The 25,461-nt window shown below is 66.4% G+C and carries 32 protein-coding genes; 9 read left to right on the top strand and 23 right to left on the bottom strand.

The annotated features are described in order from the left end of the window. Positions 1–15: 15 nt before the first annotated feature. Both ACMVO5_RS10980 and ACMVO5_RS10975 read right to left on the bottom strand, forming a co-directional pair. Entirely contained in the window at positions 16–246 is a 231-nt protein-coding gene (locus ACMVO5_RS10980; RefSeq protein ID WP_416907546.1) for a hypothetical protein, read from the bottom strand. Beyond that, positions 236–1,366, bottom strand: a complete 1,131-nt coding sequence (locus ACMVO5_RS10975; RefSeq protein WP_416909362.1) for a DNA recombination protein RmuC — start codon at positions 1,364–1,366, stop codon at positions 236–238. Before ACMVO5_RS10975 ends, ACMVO5_RS10980 begins: the two co-directional genes overlap by 11 nt. Positions 1,367–1,512: 146 nt before the next feature. On the opposite strand from ACMVO5_RS10975, the gene ACMVO5_RS10970 reads away from it, so the two are divergent. Continuing rightward, positions 1,513–2,430, top strand: coding sequence for an SMP-30/gluconolactonase/LRE family protein (locus ACMVO5_RS10970; RefSeq protein WP_416907545.1), 918 nt, complete (start codon positions 1,513–1,515; stop codon positions 2,428–2,430). Here the strand turns inward: ACMVO5_RS10970 and ACMVO5_RS10965 are convergent. From ACMVO5_RS10965 to ACMVO5_RS10955, 3 genes are read right to left on the bottom strand one after another with little or no spacing between them, the layout of a single operon-like run. After that, on the bottom strand, positions 2,427–2,783 hold the full coding sequence (locus ACMVO5_RS10965) for a tRNA-binding protein (protein WP_416907544.1): 357 nt from the start codon (positions 2,781–2,783) through the stop codon (positions 2,427–2,429). The genes ACMVO5_RS10970 and ACMVO5_RS10965 overlap by 4 nt on opposite strands. Then, positions 2,780–3,280, bottom strand: a complete 501-nt coding sequence (locus tag ACMVO5_RS10960) for a YceD family protein (RefSeq protein ID WP_416907543.1) — start codon at positions 3,278–3,280, stop codon at positions 2,780–2,782. Before ACMVO5_RS10960 ends, ACMVO5_RS10965 begins: the two co-directional genes overlap by 4 nt. Beyond that, on the bottom strand, positions 3,277–3,813 hold the full coding sequence (locus ACMVO5_RS10955; RefSeq protein ID WP_416907542.1) for a ubiquinol-cytochrome C chaperone family protein: 537 nt from the start codon (positions 3,811–3,813) through the stop codon (positions 3,277–3,279). The genes ACMVO5_RS10960 and ACMVO5_RS10955 overlap by 4 nt, the downstream gene beginning before the upstream one ends. 122 nt (positions 3,814–3,935) lie before the next feature. Between ACMVO5_RS10955 and ACMVO5_RS10950 the strand changes: the two genes are divergently transcribed. After that, a complete protein-coding gene (locus tag ACMVO5_RS10950) occupies positions 3,936–4,424 on the top strand; it encodes an outer membrane protein assembly factor BamE (protein ID WP_416907541.1) in 489 nt (162 codons plus the stop codon). 257 nt (positions 4,425–4,681) lie between these two features. Here the strand turns inward: ACMVO5_RS10950 and ACMVO5_RS10945 are convergent, their stop codons facing one another. Continuing rightward, positions 4,682–5,350, bottom strand: a complete 669-nt coding sequence (locus ACMVO5_RS10945; protein WP_416907540.1) for a hypothetical protein — start codon at positions 5,348–5,350, stop codon at positions 4,682–4,684. Continuing rightward, positions 5,347–5,667 (bottom strand): DUF1330 domain-containing protein, encoded by a 321-nt coding sequence (locus ACMVO5_RS10940; protein ID WP_416907539.1) that lies wholly within the window; start codon positions 5,665–5,667, stop codon positions 5,347–5,349. Before ACMVO5_RS10940 ends, ACMVO5_RS10945 begins: the two co-directional genes overlap by 4 nt. Before the next feature lie 139 nt (positions 5,668–5,806). Here ACMVO5_RS10940 and ACMVO5_RS10935 point away from each other — a divergent pair, with 139 nt between their 5' ends. The 6 genes from ACMVO5_RS10935 (at position 5,807) to ACMVO5_RS10910 (ending at position 12,837) form a co-directional block, all read left to right on the top strand. Further along, complete coding sequence (locus ACMVO5_RS10935) at positions 5,807–8,374, top strand: TonB-dependent receptor (RefSeq protein ID WP_416907538.1); 2,568 nt, start codon at positions 5,807–5,809, stop codon at positions 8,372–8,374. A gap of 100 nt (positions 8,375–8,474) precedes the next feature. After that, on the top strand, positions 8,475–9,758 hold the full coding sequence (locus tag ACMVO5_RS10930; RefSeq protein ID WP_416907537.1) for an MFS transporter: 1,284 nt from the start codon (positions 8,475–8,477) through the stop codon (positions 9,756–9,758). A gap of 13 nt (positions 9,759–9,771) precedes the next feature. After that, on the top strand, positions 9,772–10,902 hold the full coding sequence (locus ACMVO5_RS10925; protein WP_416907536.1) for a nitrilase-related carbon-nitrogen hydrolase: 1,131 nt from the start codon (positions 9,772–9,774) through the stop codon (positions 10,900–10,902). 47 nt (positions 10,903–10,949) lie between these two features. Then, positions 10,950–12,161 carry a class I SAM-dependent methyltransferase gene (locus ACMVO5_RS10920; protein WP_416907535.1) on the top strand — a complete coding sequence of 404 codons (1,212 nt, stop codon included), beginning with the start codon at positions 10,950–10,952 and terminating at the stop codon, positions 12,159–12,161. After that, complete coding sequence (locus ACMVO5_RS10915; protein ID WP_416907534.1) at positions 12,158–12,511, top strand: hypothetical protein; 354 nt, start codon at positions 12,158–12,160, stop codon at positions 12,509–12,511. Before ACMVO5_RS10920 ends, ACMVO5_RS10915 begins: the two co-directional genes overlap by 4 nt. 68 nt (positions 12,512–12,579) lie before the next feature. Then, positions 12,580–12,837, top strand: coding sequence for an SWIB/MDM2 domain-containing protein (locus tag ACMVO5_RS10910; RefSeq protein WP_416907533.1), 258 nt, complete (start codon positions 12,580–12,582; stop codon positions 12,835–12,837). 74 nt (positions 12,838–12,911) lie between these two features. Here the strand turns inward: ACMVO5_RS10910 and ACMVO5_RS10905 are convergent, their stop codons facing one another. The 16 genes from ACMVO5_RS10905 to ACMVO5_RS10830 form a co-directional block, all read right to left on the bottom strand. Further along, on the bottom strand, positions 12,912–13,748 hold the full coding sequence (locus tag ACMVO5_RS10905) for a hemolysin family protein (RefSeq protein WP_416907532.1): 837 nt from the start codon (positions 13,746–13,748) through the stop codon (positions 12,912–12,914). Between the two features lie 104 nt (positions 13,749–13,852). Further along, on the bottom strand, positions 13,853–14,374 hold the full coding sequence (ybeY, locus tag ACMVO5_RS10900) for an rRNA maturation RNase YbeY (protein WP_416907531.1): 522 nt from the start codon (positions 14,372–14,374) through the stop codon (positions 13,853–13,855). Continuing rightward, entirely contained in the window at positions 14,374–15,411 is a 1,038-nt protein-coding gene (locus tag ACMVO5_RS10895) for a PhoH family protein (protein WP_416907529.1), read from the bottom strand. Before ACMVO5_RS10895 ends, ybeY begins: the two co-directional genes overlap by 1 nt. After that, positions 15,411–16,799, bottom strand: coding sequence for a tRNA (N6-isopentenyl adenosine(37)-C2)-methylthiotransferase MiaB (miaB, locus tag ACMVO5_RS10890; protein WP_416907528.1), 1,389 nt, complete (start codon positions 16,797–16,799; stop codon positions 15,411–15,413). Before miaB ends, ACMVO5_RS10895 begins: the two co-directional genes overlap by 1 nt. Before the next feature lie 24 nt (positions 16,800–16,823). Continuing rightward, positions 16,824–17,606, bottom strand: coding sequence for a lysophospholipid acyltransferase family protein (locus tag ACMVO5_RS10885; protein WP_416907527.1), 783 nt, complete (start codon positions 17,604–17,606; stop codon positions 16,824–16,826). Then, positions 17,603–18,028: a Fur family transcriptional regulator gene (locus ACMVO5_RS10880; protein WP_416907526.1), complete on the bottom strand. Its 426-nt coding sequence runs from the start codon at positions 18,026–18,028 to the stop codon at positions 17,603–17,605. Before ACMVO5_RS10880 ends, ACMVO5_RS10885 begins: the two co-directional genes overlap by 4 nt. A gap of 109 nt (positions 18,029–18,137) precedes the next feature. Further along, positions 18,138–18,596, bottom strand: a complete 459-nt coding sequence (locus ACMVO5_RS10875) for a MucR family transcriptional regulator (RefSeq protein ID WP_416907525.1) — start codon at positions 18,594–18,596, stop codon at positions 18,138–18,140. Between the two features lie 88 nt (positions 18,597–18,684). Continuing rightward, positions 18,685–19,167, bottom strand: a complete 483-nt coding sequence (gene rimI / locus ACMVO5_RS10870; protein WP_416907524.1) for a ribosomal protein S18-alanine N-acetyltransferase — start codon at positions 19,165–19,167, stop codon at positions 18,685–18,687. Positions 19,168–19,192: 25 nt separating this feature from the next. After that, positions 19,193–19,798 carry a tRNA (adenosine(37)-N6)-threonylcarbamoyltransferase complex dimerization subunit type 1 TsaB gene (gene tsaB, locus ACMVO5_RS10865; protein WP_416907523.1) on the bottom strand — a complete coding sequence of 202 codons (606 nt, stop codon included), beginning with the start codon at positions 19,796–19,798 and terminating at the stop codon, positions 19,193–19,195. Continuing rightward, a complete protein-coding gene (locus ACMVO5_RS10860) occupies positions 19,795–20,379 on the bottom strand; it encodes a malonic semialdehyde reductase (RefSeq protein ID WP_416907522.1) in 585 nt (194 codons plus the stop codon). The genes tsaB and ACMVO5_RS10860 overlap by 4 nt, the downstream gene beginning before the upstream one ends. Then, complete coding sequence (locus tag ACMVO5_RS10855; protein WP_416909361.1) at positions 20,376–20,936, bottom strand: NifU family protein; 561 nt, start codon at positions 20,934–20,936, stop codon at positions 20,376–20,378. The genes ACMVO5_RS10860 and ACMVO5_RS10855 overlap by 4 nt, the downstream gene beginning before the upstream one ends. An 81-nt stretch (positions 20,937–21,017) precedes the next feature. Beyond that, the gene (locus ACMVO5_RS10850) at positions 21,018–21,482 is read right to left on the bottom strand and encodes a universal stress protein (protein ID WP_416907521.1); all 465 of its coding nucleotides are present in this window, start codon (positions 21,480–21,482) and stop codon (positions 21,018–21,020) included. Positions 21,483–21,528: 46 nt separating this feature from the next. Continuing rightward, the gene (locus ACMVO5_RS10845) at positions 21,529–22,734 is read right to left on the bottom strand and encodes a CaiB/BaiF CoA transferase family protein (RefSeq protein ID WP_416907520.1); all 1,206 of its coding nucleotides are present in this window, start codon (positions 22,732–22,734) and stop codon (positions 21,529–21,531) included. After that, positions 22,710–23,627 (bottom strand): acyl-CoA dehydrogenase family protein, encoded by a 918-nt coding sequence (locus ACMVO5_RS10840; protein ID WP_416907519.1) that lies wholly within the window; start codon positions 23,625–23,627, stop codon positions 22,710–22,712. The genes ACMVO5_RS10845 and ACMVO5_RS10840 overlap by 25 nt, the downstream gene beginning before the upstream one ends. Next, complete coding sequence (locus tag ACMVO5_RS10835; protein WP_416907518.1) at positions 23,560–23,889, bottom strand: acyl-CoA dehydrogenase family protein; 330 nt, start codon at positions 23,887–23,889, stop codon at positions 23,560–23,562. The genes ACMVO5_RS10840 and ACMVO5_RS10835 overlap by 68 nt, the downstream gene beginning before the upstream one ends. After that, the gene (locus ACMVO5_RS10830) at positions 23,886–24,410 is read right to left on the bottom strand and encodes a MaoC family dehydratase (RefSeq protein WP_416907517.1); all 525 of its coding nucleotides are present in this window, start codon (positions 24,408–24,410) and stop codon (positions 23,886–23,888) included. The genes ACMVO5_RS10835 and ACMVO5_RS10830 overlap by 4 nt, the downstream gene beginning before the upstream one ends. A gap of 92 nt (positions 24,411–24,502) precedes the next feature. On the opposite strand from ACMVO5_RS10830, the gene ACMVO5_RS10825 reads away from it, so the two are divergent. Further along, a complete protein-coding gene (locus ACMVO5_RS10825; RefSeq protein WP_416907516.1) occupies positions 24,503–25,405 on the top strand; it encodes a DUF1838 family protein in 903 nt (300 codons plus the stop codon). The last annotated feature ends 56 nt before the right edge of the window (positions 25,406–25,461 follow it).

The following is a 25,461-nucleotide window of genomic DNA, read 5'->3' as shown; positions in this document are numbered from 1 at the left end:
AGCAATCGGCGCGTTTCAATCCTCCCCCGCCTCAGGCAGCGCCTTCAGTTCGGCTGACGACGGCAAGGTCGGCAGCGCCGCCACCTGCGGCAGCTCGACAATCTCGTCCAGCCCGGTCGCCGCCCCCAGATCGCGGAACCGCCGCGCCCGGCTCACCACCCGGCTCTCGGCCTGGTTGACCAACCTGTTCCAATTGCCCACCGTCCCCTCGAGCGACTTGTGCACGGCCGCGAAATTATTGCCCATGATGCGGATCGAAATCGTAAAGGTCGCGCCCCAGCCGGGCGATCTCGGCCGCCTCCTTGGCCAGCCGCGCCTGATCGCGCAGCGCCGCCACCGTGCGCGCCACCGCCACCAGATTGACCGGCCCGGCCAGCACGATCTGCTTCTTGAAAAAATCATTCATCAGCCCGCGGTCCTGCTCAAGCGCCGCGCCCAGAAAATTCTCGCCCGGCACAAACAGCACCACGAATTCTACCGCATTGCCCACGGCTCTCGCGTAATCCTTCTTCGCCAGCCCGTCGGCATGGCTGCGCACCGCGCGCGCATGCGCCTTCAAAAAGCCGGCTCGCGCCTCAGGGTCATCGGCTTCAGCGGCCGACACATAGCTGTCCACCGAGCATTTCACATCAATCACCAAGGCCCGGTCGCCGGGGAGCATCAGCTTGAAATCGGGCCGCTGGCGGTTGCCATCATCGCCGTCAACGCTGAACTGCGCCTCGAAATCAATGCCCTCCACAAGCCCGGCCGCCTCCAGCACATTGCGGCACTGTTCCTCGCCCCAGCGCCCCGCCACCTTGCCCGATGAGCGCAGCGCCGTCTCCAGCTTGGCCGCCGCCCCGCTCACCTGCGCCTGGCCCAGCACCACCTGCTCCAGCTGCTGCTTCAGCTGCCCATAGCTTTCGGCGCGCACCGCCTCCACTTCGCCCAGCCGCGTCTCATATTTCTTCAGCGTCTCCGAAACCGGCTGCAAAAGCTGCTTCAGGCTGGCCTCAGACGTGCTCGCCTGCTCGGTAAACCGCGCCTGGGCCCGCTCCAGAAACTTCGCCTGCGCGCCCTCCAGCGCCTTCGCCGCCAGCGCCTCAAAGCGCTCGCTGGTGCGCGTCACCTCCTCGGCAAACGCACGTTCCCGCGCGTCCAGCGTCGATTGCAGCGCCGCCAGCGCCTCCGCCAGCCGGGCGCGCTCCGCCTCCGCTCCGGCCAGCTCGCCCAGCCGCGCCTGCATCATCGACACCTCGACCGCATGGCCCGCCCGCTTCTGCTGCTCGTCCGCCGCCACAGCCCGCGCCGCCGCCAGCGCACGGCCCCAAACCACCCAGCCCAGCAGCAGCGCCGCCACAAAACCGGCCAGCGCCGCCAACATCATCTCGGGCACCTGCGCCTCCAAACAGAACGAGACGGGAACATAGACCGGCGAGCACGACAGGGGAAGGGGGTCATCCCCACGCTTTTGGTGGCTGGCGAGCGCCCCTGATCCCAGACATCATTCCTCTCTTGAGCTGGGAGAAAGTGATGCACGCGCATGAAATCATGGCCGAAGGCCTGGCGTTCCCCGAAGGCCCGGTGGTGATGGATGATGGTTCGGTCATCATCGTCGAGATCGCGCTCGGCCGCATCACCCGCATCCTCCCCGATGGCCGCCGCCTGACCATCGCCGAGCCCGGCGGCGGCCCCAACGGCCTCGCCATCGGCCCCGACGGCGCGCTCTATGTCTGCAACAATGGCGGCTTCGAATGGTCGGAGATGGACGGCCTGCGCATCCCCGGCGGCGCCGCGGCCGATTATGCCGGCGGCCGCATCGAGCGCGTCGATATCCGCACCGGCACGGTCGACCGCCTCTATGATCATGTCGAGGGCGTGCCGCTCTCCGGCCCCAACGACATCGTGTTCGATAAGGCCGGCGGATTCTGGTTCACCGATCTCGGCAAGCATCACCCCCATCACACCGATCACGGCGGCCTCTTCTACGGCCTGCCCGATGGCAGCCGCGTCGTCTGCGCCGTGCGCGGGCCCAATTTCAACGGCGTCGGCCTCTCGCCCGATGGCCAGACCGTCTATGCCGCCACCACCTATGAGCGCACCATCCTCGCCTTCGCCGTCACCGGCCCCGGCCAGGTCGAGCCCTCGCCGCTGGCCGCCGTGCCGGGCCGCGTCGTCACCAGCTTCCCCGGCCATGTGCTGCTCGATTCGCTCGCCATCGAAGCCGATGGCCGCATCGCCCAGGCCACGCTCGTTGCCCGCCCCGGCATCTGCTCGGTCCATCCCGAAACCGGCGCACAGGAAGATTTCGCCTTCCCCGACCTGCTCTCCACCAACATCGCCTTTGGCGGCGCCGACATGATGGATGCCTATGTCACGCTGTCCACCACCGGCAAGCTCGCCCGCTGCCGCTGGCCCCGCCCCGGCCTGCGCCTCGCCTATAATCGTTAGCTCAGCCGGGCGCCGGGCACCACCTCACCGTCCGGCACCACCAGCCTGATGTGCCCGTCCGCATCGGCAAAGCCCAGCACCAGCACCTCGGAGAGGAACGGCCCGATCTGGCGCGGCGGAAAATTCACCACCGCCGCCACCATCCGCCCCACCAGCGCATCGGGCGCATAATGCTGGGTGATCTGCGCCGAAGACCGCTTCACCCCCACGTCCTCACCAAAATCGATGGTCAGCTTCAGCGCCGGCTTGCGCGCTTCGGGAAAGGGCGCCGCCGCCACCACCCGCCCGGCGCGGATGTCGAGCCGCAGAAAATCCTCTATGCTCGCCGTCCCTGTCGCTTCTGGCCCGCTCATGCGTCCCCCTTCTTCAACACCGCAAAGGGGCTCGCCGCCGCCCGCGCCGCCTCCTCGCTGATGATCAGCGGGGCCGGCGCCTTGCTGCGCGGATAGGGGTCAAGCGCCAGCGCCAGCGCTTGCGCTGCATATTCGCCAAGGTCGATCACGTCGCCCGCCAGCGGCTCGCTGTCCAGATCCTCGGCGCTCAGCTCAATCTCCTCGCCCTCGGGCGCCGCCTCCACCAGCCGCAAGGCCAGCCGGTCCTCAAGGGCAAAGGGCACAGGCGTGCCGGTGCGCACACAGGCCTGCGCCCCGCTCGCCCTGATCCGCCCGGTCAGCCTGATGCCGCTCGCCGTGCGCGCCAGCTCCAGCACCGCTTCCAGCCCGTCCAGCGCCAGCAGGTCAAAGCGCCGCGCCAGCGCCGCGCACTCGTCCGGCCCGGCGCTGATCTGGTGGCTGCGCGCCTGCCCCACCTCATGCGCCCGCACGGGCCTTGAAAACTCGACTTCGCTCATATCTGCGGCCAGCCGCCTTCATCCAGCGCCGCAAAGCCCGTCGCCGCCAGCCGCGCCTGCAGCCGCCGCGCCTCCGCCACCACCCAGGCCAGCGCATCCTGTGAAGGCGCCGCCCCGCGCCACAGGTTGCGCGTCAGCGCCGCGCCCAGCTTGCCGTCATCATCGCCAGCCTCGCGGTAGGCGCCCAGCCGCCCGCCCAGCGCCGCCATCATCCGCCCCAGATGCTTGGCCACCACCTGATCGCCCACCCCGTCCTGCCGCAAATTGCCGTCCATATCGCTGATGAAGCGGTCGGTGATGTCGGCGCTGGTCTGCGGCGCGCGCGGGTCGCTGTCGCCCTCAAAACGCAGCAGCGTCAGGCTCAGCACCAGCGCCACCATGTCGAAGCGGCCATCAAGCGTGTCCGGCACCTCGCCGGCCAGATACCAGTCCGGCCGCCGTGCCTCGGCCACGATGGCGCCGTAAAGCGCCGTGCCCGGCAGATTGGGCGGCGTCGCGCCAATGGCGCGCTTCAGGGCAGAAAACAGGCTCATGGCTGGCTCATCGCTCCGCTGGACCGGCGCTCGCGCGCGCTTGGGGTTGGCGCTCGCGCGCCGATGGCATATTGAGGGGCTTCGCGCCGGATGCAACTGGCTGTGACCATATGGTGATCGACATGCCCCGTTCTCTCCTGACCATCGGCCTTTCGCTCGGCCTCGCCCTTGCCGCCAGCGGCTGCTCGCGCATCGTCGCCAATCAAGGCTATATCGTTGATGAAACGCTGGTCACCTCGATCCAGGCCGGCGTCGACAACAAGCAGTCGGTCGAGCGCACGCTGGGCCGCCCCACGCTGGCCAGCCAGTTCGACGGCAAGGCCTGGTATTATCTCTCGCGCAACACCGGCCAATATGCCTTCATCCAGCCCAAGGTCCTCAACCAGTCGCTGCTGGTCATCAGCTTCGATGATGACGGCAATGTCACCAACGTCGAGCGGCGCGGCATGGAACAGGTCGCCAACGTCGACATCAGCGACGACAAGACCCCCACGCTGGGCCGCGAAACCGGCCTGTTCGAAGACATCTTCGGCAACATCGGCGCTGTCGGCGCCGCCGGCGGCCCCGTGGGCCGGCCAGGCGGCGGGCCGAACGGGAGTGGGAGGCAATAGCCAGCGCGGCAAGATTTAGCGAAGCTAAATCGAGACTCGCGCGCGGCTCGGCCAGCGAGGCAGGCAGCGAAGCTGACTGAACTCGTCTGACGTCAGGACGCGGCTTTGCCGCGGCCCCTTGCGAGCGCGCGGAGGGGGCCGCGGCAAAGCCGCGTCCTGACGTCGAAGCGGTTCGGCGCGCCGGAGCGCGCGCCGCCCGCCCGGCCGAGCCCCGCCCGAGTCGGCAAATAGCTCCGCTATTTGCGCGCCGCGCGGCGCTAAAAAGGCTTCACGCTCCCCAGCCAGCTGGTCACGAACAGCAGCGCATAAACCGCCAGCACCCAGCGCCGCGTCGCGTCCATCGTCGCTCTGAGCGGCACCTCGGTCGCGTCGGATGATCCCTTCTCGATCAGCGCCATCAGCTGCGGCCCCACCGGCTTGAAGGTCTGGTCGATCATGATCGCCGCCACAAAGATCACCCCGAACATCAGCGCCTTCAGCCCCAGCCACGTCTCGGCCAGCGGCGCCCCGGTGCCAAGGCTGAGCGCGCCAAGGCCAATGTAAAACACCGCCAGCGCATAGCGCAGCCAGCCCTCATAGCGCCGGTTGCGCGCCGCGCGCGGGGTCATGTCATGCGCATGCGCGTCCCACACCAGCCAGCTCCAGCCCAGCCCGATCACCCATGAAGCCGCCACCACCCAGCCCGGCAGGTCCGGCCACCAGCCACCCACCGCCACCAGCGAGATCGACAGCGGCACCATCAGCGCCCAGGCAAAGCGCGGCCCCAGATCGGTGATCACCAGCAGCTTCAAAATCGTCAGCCGCTCGGGCAGCGAATAGCTGCGCTTGCGAAAATGCTGGCCCAATATGAACACGCCCAGATCGCCGCCCAGCCACAGCACCAGCAGCAGCAGGTGCAGCCACACCAGATTGGGATACAGGCTCATGGCTGCGGCGCTTCGAAAATCGCCACCTGTACCTCGGCTGCCCCAATCCTCAGCGGCTTGATCTCGGTCTGATACTGCACGTCATGCCAAAAGGCATGCGCCGCCGCCCGGCTCGGAAAGCGCGCACACACCAGCCGCAGCCCCATGTCGAAATTCTCCAGATCCTCGGCCGCGCTGCCAATGAATTCATAGCGCCCGCCATGCCGCGCATACAGGCCCGAGGCCGCCAGCGCCGCCGAATAGGCCTTCATCCGCTCGGGGTCATTCACCCGCGCAATCACCACCAGAAAAGCCTCGGGGCCAGCATTCTCAACCATGGTATCTTTGCAACTCCGTCACAGAAGTTTCTCATTTTGCCAAAAAGGGGCTTGTCACCAATTTGTCCAGACAATTAATGGGCGCAACAGTTTCGGTCAAAGCCGAAACGGGCGGGTGGTTCAATTCAGGGGAACAGACATGATCAGCAACAACGGTTTCGCACGCACCTTCAAGGCCACGCTGCGCGCTGGGGCGCTCGGCGCAATGGTGCTCGGCAGCGCGGCTTACGCGCAAGACCAGCAGTCCGGCTCGCCCTCCACCAATGATCAGGTCGATACCATCATCGTCACCGCCCAGCGCCGCTCGGAAAGCGCGCAGACCGTGCCGATCGCCATCAGCGCCTTTTCCGCCGACACGCTCAGCAACCGCGGCATTGCCACGCCGCTGCAGCTCGTCGCCTTCGTCCCCAATCTGTTCGGCGCCAACAATACCGGCCTCGGCTCGGCCAACGCCTATTATATCCGGGGCTTGGGCAACACCGAGACCATCGCCACCTTCGATCCCCCGGTCGGCACCTATATCGACGACATCTACATGTCGCGCCAGAACGGCAACAACTTCGCCTTCTTCGACATCGACCGCATCGAAGTGCTGCGCGGACCGCAGGGCACGCTGTTTGGCCGCAACACCACCGGCGGCGCCATCAACGTCATCATGAAGCAGCCCGGCGACGAGATCGGCGGTTTCGCCGAAGCCGCCTACGGCGCCTATGACCTCAAGATGATCCGCGGCTCCATCGATCTGCCGCTCTCGCCCGGCATCGCCATCAAGGTCTCCGGCTATTATCAGGACACCGATGGCTATGTGAACAACACCACCACCGGCGAGCGCGCCAACGACAGCGACATGGCCGGCCTGCGCGGTGCCATCAAAATGAAGATCACCGACGATCTCGTCTGGAACGGCTCCGCAACCTACATGCGCAACAGCGGCGAAAACCTCGCCAACTTCACCTGCGACCCGGCCAACCCCGCCAATTGCAACGGCCGCTTCATCACCACCGGCATGCGCCAGAACCCCGCGCCCGGCACCACGCCGTTCGCAGGCACCATCGATCTCATCTCGGCCATCTCGCCACCCTTCGTGCCGATCGCCGTCGATGCCACCGGCGACAAGCTCAACTACCCGCTCGGCAACGAGGTCGAGACCCAGATCTACATCTCCAATTTCGAGTGGCAGGCCGCCGACGATTTCACCTTCAACGTCATCACCGGCTATATCGACATGAGCCAGAAGTTCGCGCTCGACTTCGCCGATGGCCGCGGCCTGCCCAATATCGCCAATCCGATCCCGCCTGTTGCCGGCTTCGCGCGCGGCGGCTTCTCCATCCTCAATGACGGCGTCCACAAGCAGTTCACCCAGGAAGTGAAGCTCAACGGCAAGCTGTTCGACGGTGCGGTCGAGTTCGTCACCGGCGTCTTCTACATCAACGAGAAGAACGCCACCGACTTCGCCGATCTGTTCGGCAACAGCTTCCTCCTCGCCGACCGCCGCCTCGACAACAAGACCGAAGCCTGGGCCGGCTATGTCCAGGCCGACCTTGCCCTGTCCGACCAGTTCAAGGCCACCGCCGGCATCCGCTACACCGATGAGGAAAAGACCTTCCGCATCTCCGACAATCGCTTCTTCTGCAATGGCCCGACCGCACCCGCGCGCTGCCTCAGCAACGAGAATCTGATCGTCAATCTGGCCACCGGCCCGCTCCAGATCCCCACCACCCAGCGCGCCAAGCTCTGGACCCCGCGCTTCGCCCTCAACTGGACGCCGAACGACGAGACGCTGCTCTTCGCCAGCGCCACGCGCGGCTTCAAGTCGGGCGGCTGGAACGCGCGCGGCACCGCCAACAACACGCTGCTGCCCTTCGATCCCGAAACCGTCTGGAGCTACGAAATCGGCGCCAAGACGCAGTTCCTCGACAACCGGCTGCGCGTCAACGTCACCGGCTTCTTCCTCGACACCTCCGATCTGCAGACGCCCACCGCCTTCGTCGATCCGCAGACCGGCGCGATCAGCTTCATCACCCAGAATTTCGCCGATTATGAAAACAAGGGTGTCGAGCTCGAAATCACCGCCGTGCCCACACGCGGCCTCAACCTCTACATGAACGTCGGCTATCAGGACGACAAGTACAAGATCCGCGAAGGCCTTGAGCCCAACCGCTTCGGCGTCCAGTCGGTCCGCGCCCAGCAGGCCGATTGCCTCGCCCAGCTCGCCGCCGGCCAGGTGCCGCTGGCGCCCAGCGGCGCCAACAACGCCGCCGCCTGCGCCGCCGGCGTCATCACGGCAGATGGCGGCATCGCCACCCCGGTCCGCACGCCGGACTGGACGCTGGCCTTCGGCGGCTCCTATGACATCGCCCTGCCATCCGCCGGCATCATCATCACGCCGTCGGTCAACGCGCAGTTCATGTCGGCGCTCGAAACCGGCACCGCCAACGGCACCATCTTCACCGGCAGCACCACGGCGGGCAGCGGCACGGTGTTCCCGGCCAATCCCTTCAGCGGCGAATTCATCACCGGCTCGCAGACCGCGTCCTTCTGGCAGGTCAGCGCGGCGCTCCAGATGCGCACCGATGATGACAATTGGCTGGTCAGCCTCGAATGCCAGAACTGCTTCGACAAGGCCTATGCCCAGTCCAGCCTCGCCAACGTCACCTACATCAGCCCGCCGCGCACCTGGCAGCTCCGCCTGCGCCGCAACTTCTGATTGCCGCACGCCGGATAGCCGCGCCCTTCATTGAAGGGCGCGGCGTCCTGCTGCACTATGGCTGTATGCGCGGCACGGGGCGGCGGGAGGACAGTGTCAGATGAGCGAGTTCAAAAAGGGCGGCCCGATTCTGGCTGCGGGCATGATCGGCGTCGCCTGCGGCGCCTCGCCCATCCCCTTCAACGTCATCCCCGCCGTCATCGGCCCCATGCACGACGAGCTCGGCTGGAGCTTCCTCGAGATCAGCCTCGGCATCACCATTTTCGGCGTCATCGCCGCCCTGCTCTCGCCCGTCTATGGCGGCTGGGCCGACAAATATGGCGTCCGCCCGGTCGCGCTCTTGTCGCTGCTCGGCTTCGGCCTCACCTTCTCGCTGCTCGCCTTCATCCCCGATTCCAAGCTCGCCTGGTACATGACATGGGCCATCGGCGGCCTCGTCGGCATCGGCTCCACGCCGGTCACCTGGAGCCGCGCCATCAACATGTGGTTCGTCAAGAACCGCGGCCTCGCGCTCGGCATCCTGCTGCTCGGCACCAGCCTCGCCGGCATCGTCGTCCCCCAGCTCGCCCGCCTCGCCATCGACGGCGCCTTCCCCTTCGTCGGCTCGGGCTGGCGCGCCGCCTTCCCCACGCTCGCCATGCTGCCGCTGTTCGTCGCGCTGCCGCTCGCCTTCTGGCTGTTCCGCGAGCCGCTCGCCCATGAGCGCCCCGCCGGCCTCGCCGGCGGCGATGGCAAGCTCTTCGGCATCGACCTCGGTACCGCCGTGCGCGGGTACCGCTTCTGGGTCATCTGGGTCTCCATCGCCTGCGTCTCGGTGGCGTTCGGCGGCGTCTTCATCAACATGGTCGAAATCACCAAGCTCCACGGCTTCACCGCCGCTGAAGGCGCCACGGTGATGAGCGTGCTTGCGGTGGGCATCCTCGCCGGCCGCCTCATCACCGGCATGCTGTTCGATCGCTTCTGGGCGCCCGGCGTCCTCGTCCCCATCCTGTCCGCGCCGGCCATCTCCTGCTGGCTGGTCATGGGCAGCGGCTCGCCGCTCGCCGTCCTCATGCTCGGCGCCGTCCTGCTCGGCTTTGCCGCCGGCGCGGAATCCGATCTCATCGCCTATCTCTCGGGCCGCTATTTCGGCATGGCCCATTACGGCAAGATCTACGGCATGCTCTACATGCCCTTTGGCGTCGGCTCGGCCATCAGCCCGGCCATCTACGGCGCGGTGCGTGATGCCACCGGCAATTATGACGCCATGCTGCTCGTCGGCGGCGGCCTGTTCATGGTCGGCGCGCTGCTGCCGCTGCTGCTCGGCCGCTATCCCGATGCCCATGCGCTGGGCGCGCGCGATGCGGTGCCGCACGAAGGCGCCGGCGCGGTCGGCCCGGCATGAGGGAGGTCCGCCCATGCAGCTCGATCGCCGCCTGTTCCTCGCCGGCAGCCTTGCCATGAGCGCCGCCCCTCTCGAAGCTGCCCCAGCGGAAACCGCGACCGGCCCCGTCTATGCCGCGGTGGCCATGCAGCTGCGCGCCGAAAGCGTCGAGCCCGCGCCAGACCGTGCCGCCGCGCGCGCCGCCATGCTCGCCCATATCGAGCGCGTCGGCGCGCAAATCCTGCAAGCCAAGATCTTCATCGAGCAATATGGCGGCAGCCCGCTCAAGCTCGCCGTGCTGCCCGAATATCTCTTCACTTCCTATCCCGGCCGCATCTCCATCCCCGATTTCGCCGACAAGGCCGCCATCGCGCCGGATGGCCCCGAATATGACGCGCTCGGCCGTGTCGCCCAGCGGCTCGCCCTGTTCCTCGCCGGCAACGCCTATGAGACCGACCCGCATTTCCCCGGCCTCTATTTCCAGACCAGCTTCATCGTCGCGCCCTCCGGCGATGTCGTGCTGCGCTACCGCCGCCTCAATTCCATGTATGCCGTCACCCCCCATGATCTCTGGGACCGCTATCTCGACATTTACGGCATCGAGGGCGTCTTCCCCGTCACCGACACCGAGATCGGCCGCCTCTCGGCGATTGCCAGTGAAGAGATCCTCTACCCCGAAATCGCCCGCGCCCATGCCCTGCGCGGTGCGGAAGTGCTGATGCACTGCTCGTCCGAAATCGGCTCGCCCATGCTCACCCACAAGCAGATCGCAAGGCGGGCCCGCGCCTTTGAAAATCTCGCCTATGTCATCAGCGCCAACACCGCCGGCATCGCCGGCACCGCCATGCCGCTGGCGTCTGCCGACGGCAATTCCGCCATCATCGACTGGAAGGGCAATGTGCTCGCCGAATCCAACTCGGGCGAAACCTTCACCGCCTTCTCCGACATCGACATCGGCGCGGTCCGCCGGGCGCGGCGCAAGCCCGGCATGACCAACTATCTCAGCCGCCAGCGGCTCGAGCTTTTCGCCGCCACCTATGCCGGCCAGGTCCAGCCGGCCAACAGCCTCCTCGACAACGGCCAGCCCGTCACACCGACACGCGACCATTTCCGCCGCGTTCAGGACGATGTCATCGCGCGGATGGTAAAGTCAGGCCTGATCTGATTGACGCAAATCAAGTTCGTCCCAATTCTCTGTGCTAGGAGCAGGACATGAGCATCGAAAACGACATCCCGCCGCCCTATTCCATGGTCGCCAGCCACGGCGTCTTCCCCAAGGCCAGCCAAGACGAGCGCGCTCGCTTCAATTTCCTCGCCAACCTCAACAAGCATGTCGCAGGCAGCCTCGGGCCGGGCAACCGCCTCGCCTATGAAAAGCGCGTGCTGCCCGCCTTCATCGCCGAACATGGCCGCGAACCCGCCGACCGCTTCGAAATCCGCAAGGCGATGAACAAGGACCCCTATCACCGCTTCTGGAGCGCGCTCAAACGCAACAACATGGAGATGCGCCAGCAAAACGGCCGCTCGATCGTGCTGCGCCAGATCGACGATCTCGACGCCCGGGCGCGCGCCGCCAGCGGCAACTATGAGGGCCTTGAGCTCGACCCCTCCGTCAAGATCCCCCCCTATCAGCGTGCCGTCGACATTCACTGCATGCCCGGCAGCTATCACGGCGAGGAACAGCCCGGCGATGTCTCGGCCGGCGCCAACTATGATTGCGGCATCTTCGTCACCACCGGCGGCGGCATGGGCGCGCTCTCCGATGGCGGCGGCCAGGCGCTGGCCAAATGGGCGCGCGAACAACACCCCGGCTGGCACCCCAAACGCATCCTCGATATCGGCACCACCGTCGGCCATTCAGCGCTGCCCCTCGCCATGGCCTTCCCCGATGCCGAAGTCATCGCCATCGACACGGCAGCACCCGTGCTGCGCTATGCCCATGCCCGGGCGCGCTCCTTGGGCGTCAACAACATCCGCTTCGTCCAGGCCGATGCCGAATCCCTGCCCCAATTCCCCGATGGCCATTTCGACTGGGTGCAAACCACCATGTTCCTGCATGAAACCAGCGGCCAGGCGCTCCCGCGCATCATCCACGAGGGCTACCGCGTGCTCGCCGAAGACGGCCTGATGTTCCATCTCGAACAGCCGCAATATTCCGACGACATGCCGCTCTTCGAGCAGTTCATGCGCGACTGGGACGCCTTCAACAACAACGAGCCCTTCTGGTCGGCGATGCACGCCGTCGATCTCCACGAGATCCTCGAAGAGGCCGGCTTCCCCCGCGCCGTCCAGTTCGAAGCCAAGGTCCGCGCCGTCGTCGATGAAACCGTCTTCCCGCCGTCCGTCGAGGGCGAGGCCGAGGATTTCGGCCGCGCCGCCGTCTGGCACGCCTATGGCGCCTGGAAGCGGAAGGCCGCCGCATGAGCGTCGACTGGATCGCCCGCGCCGGCGCCAAGCCCAAGGGCGCGCGCCCCAAATATTTCGATGATCCGGCCACCGACCGGCTGCTCTCCATCGTCATGGCGGTCGCCGGCGAAGTCGCCGTCGTCAAGGAGCGGCTCGACACCGTCGAACGCCTGCTCGACGAGAAAGGCACCATCAGCCGCGCCGACATCGAGGCCTATGCCCCCGACCGCGAGGCCGGCCACGCCCGTGGCCTGATGCACCGCGAATTCGCCGCCCGCATCCTGCGCGGCGTGCAGCAGGACATGGAAAGCCTTGAAACACACGAAAAGTCTGTGGAAGACGTCTCGAAGCAGTTGCGTGACAGCTAAGTTTCGCTAAGCAGATTGTATGAAGGCCGGCCACTTTGACCGGTCCCACTGCCGAAAAGGGGAGAACCATGGCAGAACCGAAGAAGCTTGATGGCCTGCAAAAGCCGCTGACGCCCTCGCCCGAGCTCGCCGCCATCGTCGGCAGCGATCCGCTGCCGCGCGGCCAGGTGGTCAGCAAGATGTGGGATTACATCCGCAAGCACAATCTGCAGAACCCGGCCAACAAGCGCGAGATCCTCGCCGACGCCGCGCTCAAGAAGATCTTCGAGAAGGATGCCTGCTCGATGTTCGAGATGAACAAGCACCTCTCGCGCCACCTGAAGTAAAGCGCGTCACAGCGAAGAGACCGGCGGCGGGCAGGGGCAACCCTCCCGCCGCTTCTCGTTCCGTCGCTCTTGCCTCAGGCCGCCGCCGGCTTGCCGACAAAGTCCGCCGGCGCATGCAGCCGCAGCCGCGTCACCCGGCGCGGGTCGCCGTCCAGCACATCAATCCGCCAGCCGCCCGGCGTCGCCACCGTCTCGCCCACCGCCGGCACCCGCCCCGCCAGCATGAACACCATGCCGCCCAGCGTATCGACCTCGGCATCGATCTCGGCATCACCAAAGGCCATGCCCAGCGCCGCTTCCAGGTCATCCAGCGCAATGCGCGCATCCGCTTCCCACACATCCTCGCCAATCGCCTGGATCAGCGCCGCTTCCGCCTCGTCATGCTCATCCTCGATCTCGCCGACAATCTCCTCGACCAGATCCTCGATCGTCACAAGCCCGTCCGAGCCGCCATATTCATCGATCACGATCGCCATATGCGTGCGCCCGGCCCGCATCCGCGCCAGCAGGTCGACGATCCGCATTGAGGCCGGCACGAACAGCACCGGCCGCAGCAGCGGCTCGATCGGCTGTTCGGCAAAGCGCGCGGCCGCCACATCATCGGAAAAGGCGCTGGCGATCAGCGTGTAAATGTCCTTCACATGCGCCATGCCGATGATCTGGTCGCGGTCCTCGCGCCATACCGGCACCCGGCTATGCCCCGATTCCCGGATCAGCTCGACAAGGGCGGGAAACCCCTGCGACACATCAAACATCGTCATGTCCGAGCGCGGCACCATGATATCGCCCACCGTCCGCTCGCCGAAATGCAGCAGGTTCTTCAGCATCGCCCGCTCGGCGGCGCTCAGATCATCCTCCGAATCAAGCGCCCCGTGGCGCTCGTCGATGGCTTCTTCCAGGCTGTCTCTCAAGGTGGTTTCCGGCGCCTGGCCCAGCAAGCGCCGGACCGAGCGCCAGAATCGCGCGGATAAATCGGGGCTACTGTCGCCTTCCTGGTCAGGCATGTCGGCCCTTTTCACTCTGCATAGGGGTCGTCCAGCCCAAGGCGCACACAGGCCTCGCGCTCAAGCGATTCCATCGCGTCAGCCGCAGCTTCGCTCGTCTCATGGTCATAGCCTAGCAGGTGAAGCGTGCCATGGACAATCAGATGCTGCACATAAGCCCCCAGCCCCCAGCCCTTCTCGCCCGCCTCGCGCACGCAGGTCTCGCCCGCCAGCACAAGGTCACCCAAAAGCGCCTCGCCGTCATCGGTATTGGCCAGCGCCTCCAGATGCGCCGCCTCCAGCAGCGGAAAGCTCAGGATGTTGGTCGGCTTGTCCTTGCCCCTGAACTGCCGGTTGAGCGTCCGCACCTCGGCATCGTCGCTCAGCCGCACCGCCGCCTCCAGATCAAACGACCGCGCCGCCAGCCCACCATAAGGCGAAACCGCCAGCGCCGCCGCCACCGCATCCGCCGCCAGCCCCTGCCAGTCCTCGTCCCCGGAATCCTTTCCCCCGGCCCAGCCACCGCTGGCAATGGTCGTTTCGCAAACCAGCATCAGCCGTCCTTCGGCGGGCCTTCATAGGCATCCACAATCTTGCCCACGATCGGGTGGCGCACCACCTCGCGGCTCGAAAAGCGCAGGCACGAAATCCCCTCGATCCCGTCCAGCCGCCGCACCGCATCGGCCAGCCCCGAGGCATTGGGCCCCGGCAGATCGACCTGGTTGGGGTCGCCGCACACCACCATCCGGCTGTTCTCGCCAAAGCGCGTCAAAAACATCTTCATCTGCAAGGGCGTGGTGTTCTGCGCCTCGTCCAGAATGATGAACGCCGACGACAGGGTGCGCCCGCGCATGAACGCCAGCGGCGCAATCTCGATCTCGCCCGACGCCAGCCGCCGCTCCACCTGCTCGGCCGGCAGCATGTCATAAAGCGCGTCATAAAGCGGCCGCAGATAGGGGTCGACCTTGTCCTTCATGTCGCCGGGCAGAAAACCCAGCCGCTCGCCCGCCTCCACCGCCGGGCGCGACAGCACCAGCCGGTCCACCGAGCCCGCCACCAGCTGGCTCACCGCCTGCGCCACGGCCAGATAGGTCTTGCCCGTGCCCGCCGGCCCAAGCGCAAAGATCACCGAATCCCGCGCCAGCGCCTCGATATAGCGCACCTGCGTCGGCGAGCGCGCGACGATGGTCTTGCGCCGCGTGCGAATGGCCGCCGTCTGCGGCGGCGCACCCGGCACCGCCACCAGCCCGTCAAGCATCGGCTCATCGGCCAGCGCCACCGCGCCCGGCACATCGCCTTGGTCAATCGTCCCGCCATGCACCAGCCGCTGATAGAGCGTCGCCAGCACGTCGCGGGCGCGCGCCGCCGCGTCCGCCTCGCCTTCAATCTGCACCCGGTTGCCGCGCGCCGAAATATAGACGCCCAGCTGCCCCTCAAGCGCGATCAGATTCTGGTCATATTGGCCAAACAGCGGCACCAGCAGCTGCGGCTTGTCAAATTCCACCTCCAGCCGCACCCGCTGGTTCCCGGCAATGGGCGGCGACATGCCGGCAGCAGCAACACGGGCGGGCGGGCGCGGTTTCTTGCCCATCAGGCGGCCGCCGGCACAAGCGGCCGCGCCGCCACCGAATTGGCAAAACCTTCCATGATCTCGATCTCCACCAAATCCCCGATCTTCGCCCCCGGCTGCTCGATCACCGCCGATTGCAGCCACGGCGTCTTGCCAATCAGCTGCCCCGGCTTGCGCCCCGGCCGCTCCAGCAAAATCGTCGTGCGCCGCCCCACAGTCGCCTTGTTGAAGGCCAGCGCCTGCGCCCCGATCGCCGCCTGCAGCCGCGCCAGCCGCGCATCCTTCACGGCCTCGTCCAGCTGGCCCGCCATGGCGGCCGCCGGCGTGCCGGGCCGCGGCGAATATTTGAAGCTATACGCCTGCGCATAGCCCACCTCCTCGACAATGCTGAGCGTGTCCTCGAAATCCGCCTCGGTCTCGCCGGGAAAGCCAACAATGAAATCGCCCGACAGCGCAATGTCGGGCCGCACCGCCCGCAGCGCCCGCAGCGTCTCCAAATAGCTCTCGCGCGTGTGCGCCCGGTTCATCGCCTTCAACACCCGGCTGCTCCCCGATTGCACCGGCAAATGCAGATAGGGCATCAGCGCCGGCACCTCGGCATGGGCGCGCAGCAGCGCCTCGTTCATGTCACGCGGATGCGAGGTCGTATAGCGCAGCCGCGCCAGCCCCGGCACCGCCGCCACGGCCCGCAAAAGCGTGGCAAAATCCGCCGCCCCGTCAGACCACGCATTCACATTCTGGCCAATCAGCGTGATCTCCACAGCCCCGCCCGCCACCAGCGCCTCGGCCTCGGCCACCAGCGCCGCCAGCGGCCGCGACACCTCCGGCCCGCGCGTATAGGGCACCACGCAGAAGGTGCAGAATTTGTCACAGCCCTCCTGAATCGTCAGAAAGGCGCTCGCGCCTGTCGGCCGCCGCGCCGGCAAATGGCCGAATTTCCCCTCCGCCGGCATGTCGGTATCCACCACCGCCGGCCCGGCCCCGCCAGCCTCTGCCCGCGCCCGCGCCGCCGTCACCAGCGCCGGCAGCCGGTGATAGGCCAGCGGCCCCACCACCACATCCACTGCCGGCGCGCGCGCGGCAATCTCGCCGCCCTCGGCCTGCGCCACACAGCCCGCCGCCACGATCAGCGGCTTGCCCCGGCCTGGTCCGGCCTGCCGCGCCCGCTTCTCGATCCGGCCAATGTCGGAAAACAGCTTCTCGGTCGCCTTTTCGCGAATATGGCAGGTGTTGAGCACGATCACATCGGCGTCATCCGCCGAATCGACCGCCGTCATCCCCTCGCCCATGAGCAGGTCCGACATGCGCTCGGAATCGTGCACATTCATCTGACAACCGAACGACTTGACATGAAAGCGGGCCGGTTGGTTAGTCACGTGGGCACAGGTCTCCGAAGGTTTCCCCCTCATAGCCGAGGCGCATCCGCTTGACCATCAGCCAAGCGCACGCATCAGCCGCCGATAACCGTCCGCCACCACCGTCTCGCAGTGCCGTGCCAGGGCCTTGCGCCCACCCATGTCAGCCGGGCTCACCGCCTCATGAAAGATGATCTCGGCGCGGATCGTCCCCAAGGCCATCAGCGCGCGCGCATGCGGCATCAGCTCGGTATCGCCCACCCACGCCAGGTCGGGCAGGTTGCGCCGCGTCACCGGCAGGCCGTTGACCCGCGTATAGGCCAGCGTCACCGGCTGAATGAGCAGGTCCGACACCCCGTCCGCCACGGCAAACAGGCTCGATTTGAACGGCAACACGCTCACCCCGTCCGAATTCGTGCCTTCGGGAAACAGGATCAGGCTGTCCCCGCGCCCCAGCCGCGCGGCAATGCTGTCGCGCTGCGCGGGCGCCGCCAGCCGCCGCTGCCGCTCCACATAGACGGTGCGCCCGAGGTCGGCGAGCTTGCCCACCACCCCCCAGCCGCCCACTTCCGACTTGGCAATGAACGCCGCCCCCGGAATCCGCGCGCCCAGCACCGGAATGTCCGCCCAGCTCACATGATTGGCCGCATAAAGCACCCGCTCGCGCCGCGCCGGCCGCCCATGCGCCACGATCCTGATCCCCAGCGCGCGGGACAGCGCCCGGTGAAACAGCCAGGGCAGCGGCGTCTTGCGCCCCGGCGCCAGCGGCCGCAACACCAGCTCGGCCGGCACCAATATCGAAGCCGTGGTCAGCGCGCCCGCAATCCCCTTCGCCGGGCCAAAACGCTGGTGTGGCGTCATCCCGCCTTCTTGGTCACTGGCGCGCCGTAAAGTTCGAGCCGGTGGTCCACCAGCCTGAAGCCGAGCCGCTCGGCGATCCGCTCCTGCAGCGCCTCCAGCTCGGCATCATGAAATTCGATCACCTCGCCGGTCTCGACATTGATCAGATGGTCGTGATGCTCATCCTGCACCATCTCATAGCGCGACCGACCGCCCTGAAAATCATGCCGCTCCAAAATGCCGGCTTCTTCAAACAGCTTCACCGTCCGATAAACGGTGGCGATCGAAATCCGCGGGTCCACCGCCGCCACCCGCCGGTGCAGCGCCTCGACATCCGGATGGTCGTCAACCTCCGACAGCACGGCGGCAATCACCCGCCGCTGCTCGGTGATGCGCAGGCCCTTCTGAACGCACAGCGCCTCAATATCGATGGCCTTGGTCATCTCGGCTCTCCCGCAGCAAGTCTCTCTCGCTTTGGGATAGGCCGGGAGACGCGAAGGGGCAAGACAGCGCGCGCCGTCCTGCCCCCATCAAGCGTCTTTCAGCGCCCGCTCAGGCCACCGGATCCTTGCGCGGCCGCCCGCGCGGCTTGCCGCCCGGCTTCGAGGTGCGAATGGTGCCCAGCCCGATCGACTTGGCCAGCGTCCGCCGCTGCTCGGCATAGTTGGGCGCCACCATCGGATAATCAGCCGGCAGACCCCATTTGGCGCGATAATCATCGGGCGTCATGCCATAGCGGGTCATCAGATGCCGCTTCAGCATCTTCAGCTTCTTCCCGTCCTCAAGGCAGACGATGTAATCCGGCTTGATCGAGGCCCGCACCGGCACCGCCGGCTCAGGACGCGGCGTCGGCGCCGGCTCGGGCGTGCCAAGGCGCGCCAGCGTCATGTAAACACTTTCGATCACGGCAGGAACATCGCCGGGTGCAACACTGTTGTTGGCAAAATGCGACGCGACGATATCCGCCGTCAGCGCCAGCAATTCAGCATGATCTTGCGGTCCCTCGGACATATTTTCTTCCTTCTTATGCGGAGCCCTCCCCCGCGATTGGCGGAATGAACCTCCAGCGCGCATATTGCAAGTGCCGCCCGAAAATTTTTCAGTCAACAATGTTATATTGCATCGTCACTGCGCCAAATCGACGCCCGCCCTCGCCCGAATAATAGTCCGGCCGCCGCCCGACATCGAAAAATCCTGCCTCATGGTAAAGACGTCGCGCCGGTTGATTGTTTTCACGCACTTCCAGAAACATCCGGCTGCAGCCAAGATTGCGGCTGTCCTTGCGGGCTTGCAACAGCAGCGCCCGGCCCAGCCCCCGACCGCGCGCCTCAGGCGCCACCGCCACCAGCAGCAGCTCGGCCTCGTCCAATATCCGCCGGCACAGGCTGAACCCCAGCGGCGCATCGCCCGCGCCGAGCGCGCGACGCGCAAAGCTCCCCTCCATCGCCAGCGCGCTCGCCAGTTGCAGCCGGGTCCAGCCCTCGCCCCATGCCGGGTCAAAGCTCGCCCGCATCACCCGCATCAGGTCATCAAGATGGCGATCATCGGCCGGCACAATCACCGGCGGCGCAAGCGTGCTCATAAGTGCCAGATTTATCCGCGAAATCTCAAAGCTTCAACACGTCAGGCGGCCGCACATAAATTGCGTCCGGCAGCATCCCCCGCGCCGCCTCGGGCACACCCATCAACGCCGCCACATCAGGCTGGCCGTCATGCACCACATCCAGCCCCTCGCGCCCGCCCAGAAGCAGCACGCCTGCGCCCGCCACCGGCCCCGCCAGGCAAAGCCCATCGGGGCTCACAATCTCCACCGCGCCGCCGCCAAAGTCGCGCGCGACCTCGGCCCTGATCAGCTGCCCCCGCCCGGCATCAAGCAGCACCGTCACCCCTTCAAGCTCGGGCCGCGCGGCAAAGGCGCGAGCAGCCGCCAGATGCACCGCGCCCACGCCCGTCACCCGCGCCCCCCAGGCCAGCCCCAGCGCGCGCGCCGCTGCAATCCCCACCCGGATGCCGGTGAAGCTGCCCGGCCCGATATCCACCACAATCGCCTCGGCCCGGCCCTGCCCGGCCAGCGCCGCCACCGCCGGCACCACCGCCTCGGCATGGCCGCGCCCGATCAGCCGATGGTCATGCGCCAGCAGCCGCCCGCCCTCGAACAGGGCCAGCGACAGCGCCGGCGACGAGGTGCCGATCGCCAGCGTCCGCCCGCTCACAGGATGCGCGCCGCCTCCTCAAAGGCCAGCCGGGGCGCGCGCGGATACAGCCCCGCATCGGTGCCGCGCCCGATCGAGCAGATGAAATTGGTCCGCACATCCGTGCCCGCCCAGAATTCGGCATCGACAGCGGCCGCATCAAAGCCCGACATTGGCCCGCAGTCCCAGCCCAGCGCGCGCGCCGCCATGATCAAATAGCCGCCCTGCAATGACGAATTGCGAAACGCCGTTGCCTCCGCCAGCTTCGCATCGCCCGAAAACCAGCGGCGCGCATCGGTATGCGGAAACAGCTCAGGCAGCCGGTCATAGAATTTCAGGTCATAGCCGATGATCGCCGTCACCGGCGCCTGCCGGATCTTGGCCGCATTGCTGTCCAGCGCCAGCGCCGCCAGCCGCGCCCGCGCCTCGTCAGAGGTCACAAACAAAAACCGCGCAGGCGAACAATTGGCCGACGTCGGCCCCATCTTCACCAGGTCATACAGCGCCCGCAGATCAGCCTCGCTGACCGGCGTCTCGTCCCAGCCATAGCGCGTGCGCGCGCCCAGAAACAACGTGTCGAGCGCCCCCTCAGACAGGCTCATGCCTCCACCGCGCGCACATCGGTCACTTCGGGCACATAATATTTGAGCAGCGATTCAATGCCCATCTTCAGCGTATAGGTCGAAGACGGACAGCCCGCACAGGCCCCCTGCATCTCCAGAAACACCGTGCCCTCGCGAAAGCCGCGATAGACAATGTCGCCGCCGTCGGCCGCCACCTGCGGCCGGATGCGCGTCTCCAGCAGCATCTGGATCTGCGTCGTGATCTCCTTGTCGGCCGGGTCGTCATCCACCACCACCGCCGCCTTTTCCTGCACAAACAGCGGCGCCCCGCTGCTGAAATGATCGACCAGCACCCCCAGCACCTGCGGCTTCAGCGCGGCCCAGTCCGCCGCCCCTTCCGCCTTGGTCACGCTGATGAAATCCGCCCCGAAATAAACGCCGGTCACATCGCCCAGCGCAAACAGCGCGGCCGCCAGCGGCGAAGCCTCGGCCGCTTCGGGCGTGGTGAAATCCGCGCTCGCCCCGTCGGTCACGGCACGGCCAGGGCGAAACATCAGCGTGGCGGGGTTGGGGGTCGCTTCGGTCTCGATAAACATCATGGTCTCCAATCAGCCTGCCCCCGATGTGGCAAGGCCCCCGTCCGGAATCAAGTCAAATCGGAACGAAACAGTCCAGTTTCAGCTAATCGCCTGAATCCGCTCTGGCTGCAAACCGCCCGGCACCAATATCGTCACGCAGGGCAGCTGCACCACCCGCTCGCCCGAAAAATAATTCACCAGCGGCCCCGGATTGCCCTTGGCGGCCGTCGCCAGCACCAGCGCCCGCACATCAGGCGCGGCGCGAATGAATTCCGAGATCGCCGGCCCCGGCTCGCCGCAGAGCAGCCGCGTCTCGGGCCGGTGACCGGAAAGCGCCTCCGCCGCGTCGGCGCTCGAGGCCAGCAGCGCCTCGCCGTCCTCCTCGGCTTCCGCCCGGATCGCATCCTGCACCGCGCCCAGCGGCATGAATTCCGGCGGCCGGATCACATGCAGCAACAACACCCGCGCCCCCACATGGCCGGCGCGCAACGCCGCAAAGCGCAGCGCGACGGCGCTCTCCTCGCTGCGATCGATCACGACAAGATAGGTTGGCGCTTCAGACATGACAAAACAGATTAGCAGCAAGCCGGCCCATCAGGCGAGTCCCCCCTCAGATCACACCGTCTGCCCGCAGCGCGTCCGCCTCGGCGTCGCCAATGCCGATCTCGGCCAGCAGCGCCCGTGTGTCGGCGCCCAACGCCGGCCCCGCCCGGTTGGGCAGCCGCGCGCCCGCCATCCGCACCGGGCTGGACAATACCGTGAGCGGCCCTTGCCGGTGCGATATCGTCTCGATCATGCCATTGTCCCGCGGCTCCGCAGCGTCCAGCGCCTGCGCCAGCGTCTTCACCTCCGCCACCGGCACCTTGCCGCCCAATACCGAAACCCAATGCGCCGCCGGCCGTGTCCGCGTCACCGCCTCAATCTCCTCGATCAGCGCCGCGCGGTTGGCCAGCCGCGCCGGCATGTCGGCAAAGCGCGGATCCTCCAGCAGATGCGCCAGCCCCAGTTCTCTCGCCAGCCGCTCCCAGAATTTCGGCAGCTGCGCCATCACGAAGATATGCCCGTCCGCCGCCTCGATCAGCTGCGAAGGCACCACCGAAGGATGCGCCGATGCCGAGGCCCGGCCAATCTCATGCCCGGCATTCAGATACCAATAGGCCGGATAGCTCGTCTGGTGCAGCGCCGCATCGAGCAGGCTCACATCAAAATCCCCGCCAATCCCCGTCGCCCGCGCCCCCAAAATCCCGGCCAGCGCCGTCGTCGCCATCATCGTGCCGGTGATGTAATCGACCATCGACAGCCCGAAGCGCACCGGCGGCCCCTCCGGATCGCCCGTCACCGACATGAACCCCGCTTCCGCCTGCATCAGATAATCATAGCCCGGCCAGCCGGCGCGTTCATTGTCCCGCCCATAGGCGCTCACATGCACACACACGATGGCCGGCCGCGCCGCCCCCAGTGCCGCATAGTCCAGCCCCAGCTTCGCCGCCTGGTCGCCGCGCGCATTGTTGGTCACCGCATCAGCCGTCCCCACCAGCGCCTGCAAGATCCGCTGCCCCGCCGCCGCCTTCAGGTCCAGCGTCATGCTGCGCTTGTTCAAGTTGAAGCTCTGGTAAAACAGACTGTCCGCCTCGCCCAGAAAATGCGGCCCCGTGCGCCGGCTCGAATCCCCCGTCCCCGGCGGCTCGATCTTGATCACCTCGGCGCCCAGCTGCGCCAGAAACATCGTGCCATAAGGCCCCGCGCCATATTGCTCGACACTCAGGATCCGGAGGCCCGAAAGCGGCAGCGTCATGCCGGGTTCCGCTTCACCCATTGGCGCGCGATGATCATCCGCTGCATCTCGTTGGTGCCCTCGCCAATGCACATCAGCAGCGCATCGCGGTAGTAGCGCTCGATCGCATAGTCCTTCGAATAGCTGTAGCCGCCAAAGATGCGCATCGCCTCCTCGGCATTCCTGACAGCGGCTTCGGACGCAAAATATTTCGCCATCCCCGCTTCCATGTCCACTCGCGCGCCCTGGTCATAAGCGGCGGCTGCATCCAGCGTCATGAGCCGCGCCGCCCGCGCCCGCGTCACCATCTCGCCCAGCTTGAGCTGGATCGCCTGATGCTCGGCAATCGGCTTGCCCATCGTGTGGCGCGTCTGCGCATAAGCCGTGGCCAGCGCCAGCGCCCCTTCGGCCAGCCCCACACCGCGCGCCGCCACATTGATCCGCCCCAGCTCCAGCCCGCCGGTCGCCTGAAAAAACCCCTGCCCCTCTTCGCCGCCAATCAGCTGGTCCGCCGGCAGCCGGCAATCCTCAAACGCCAGCTCGCCCGAATCGATCGAATTATAGCCAAGCTTCCTGATCTTCTTCCCCGTCACAAAGCCGGGTCGTCCCTTATCGGCAATGAACAGGCTCATCCCCTTGTAGCGCGGCTCCGCCGCCGGGTCGGTCTTCACCAAAAGCGCAAAGACATGCCCCTTGATCCCGTTCGAAATCCACGTCTTGCTGCCATTCACCACATAATCATCGCCGTCGCGCCGCGCCGTCATCCTTATGCCCTGCAGGTCGGTGCCCGCGTCCGGCTCGGTCAGCGCCAGCCCGCCGCGCAGTTCGCCGGTCGCCATCCGCGGCAGCCATTTCGCCTTCTGCGCGTCAGTACCAAATTTCTCGATCGCCAGCGCCAGGATCAGATGCGAATTGAAGATGCCGGTCGGCGCCATCCAAACGCTGGAGATGCGCGCCACGATTTCTGGCATAGGTCACCGCCGGCAGCCCCAGCCCGCCATATTCCTCGCCAATCGTCGCGCCAAACAGCCCGAGTGCCGCCATCTGGTCCACAATCGCCGCGGGCCATTCATCGGCATGGTCATGCGCCATCGCCACCGGCGCCAGCTCGCGTTCCACCCATTTGTCGATGCTGTCCAGCAGCTGCGCCTCGAAATCCGGGTCGATCGTGCGCACCTGCGCATAGCCCCCGCTCATGCCCGCCCGCCTTCGCTCGCATCCGGCCCGAAGCCGCGCTTCCACACCAGCATCGTGCGCTCGAAATCACACACCAGCACGCCCGCCTGATTGTGCCCGCGCGTCGTCACGCTCACCAGCCCCTGTTCCGGCCTCGATCCCGAGGGCCGCAGCGCCGTCACCTCGCTCTCGGCATAAAGCGTGTCGCCGGCAAACACCGGGGCCGTCATCCTGATCGCCGTCCAGCCCAGATTGGCCACCGCCTTCTGGCTCACATCCGACACGCTCATCCCCACCAATATCGCCAGCGTCAGCGTCGAATTGACCAGCGGCCGGCCAAATTCGGTCCGCGCCGCATATTCATGGTCAAAGTGCAGCGGATGCGTGTTCATCGTCAGCAGCGTGAACCAGCTGTTGTCGGCCTCGCTGATCGTCCGCCCGGGCCGATGCTCATAGACATCGCCGACATGAAATTCCTCGAACCAGCGCCCATGGCTCTCGCGGTAGCGCTGCGGCCCGATCTCGATTGCGCCTGAACGCATGGTTTCCCCCTTGACCTCGGCAAGATTTGTCCGGACAACTCAACCTGTCAACATCAGGTCGAACAAACCGACCAGCTTCAAGGGGACGATTTATGATGAAGTCCGTGATGATTGCCAGCCTGATGGCGGCCACCCTGCTTGCAGCACCCGCCGCCGCCCAGCGTGCAAAGCAGCTCGATCTCGACAATCCCGCCGATGCCCTCGCCGCCTACCGCAAGATCCAGTGCTCCACCACCGACAACAAGCCCATCGTCTACCATTGGGAAGGCGAGATGTATTCCCGCGTCGAGGGCGAGCCCGACAAGCATCTCTTCAACCTGCAGGGCATGAACATCCGCCAGTGCGTCACCGTCGAGGATGAAAAGCGCGGCAAGGGCTTCCGCCAGGTCAGCCGCGAACTCATGTTCTACACCGACACGAAAACCGGCGAGATCGTCCGCGAATGGCAAAACCCCTGGACCGGCAAGACCGTCGAGGTCGTCCATGTCGCCAATGATCCGGTCAACATGCGCGCCCCCGTCTTCCCCGTCACCGCCGACGGCACGCCCTTCAAGCTCAACATGCGCATCCAGAATGGCCGGGTGTTCATGCCCGGCGTCGTCCCTCTGTGGTACACAAACCCCCTCGCCGGCGATTACCAGCCCTATGTCGGCAACCAATATCACTCGATGGAAATCTTCGACTTCATGGTCGAGGAAGCCGATCTGCGCGACGCTAGAAAAGACAGCGCCAACCCCGCGCTCGCCTGGGTCCGCATGAGCCCCTGGCTCCCCTTCATGGAAATGACCGGCCGCGGCGGCATCCTCATCTTCAACGCCGTCGGCCAGAAAGTGCCCGGCGGCATCAGCGACCTGCCCAAGGTGATGCAGGACGAGATCGCCGCCAACTATCCCGACTATGTCGCCCCGCCGCCCGGCACCGACACCCGCCCCAACGAAACCAGCTGGACCTATTTCAAGAAGAAGATCGACCGCCAGCGCGCCGCTGCAAAATAGCAGGCGCGAAACCATCAGCCCCGGGAGCGCCTGCCACAAGATTGCCGTATGAACGG

Source organism: Polymorphobacter sp., assembly GCF_048007885.1.
Lineage (GTDB): Bacteria > Pseudomonadota > Alphaproteobacteria > Sphingomonadales > Sphingomonadaceae > Sandarakinorhabdus.
Note: the sequence above shows the minus strand (reverse complement) of the source record. Positions and strands in the feature narration are given on the sequence as shown.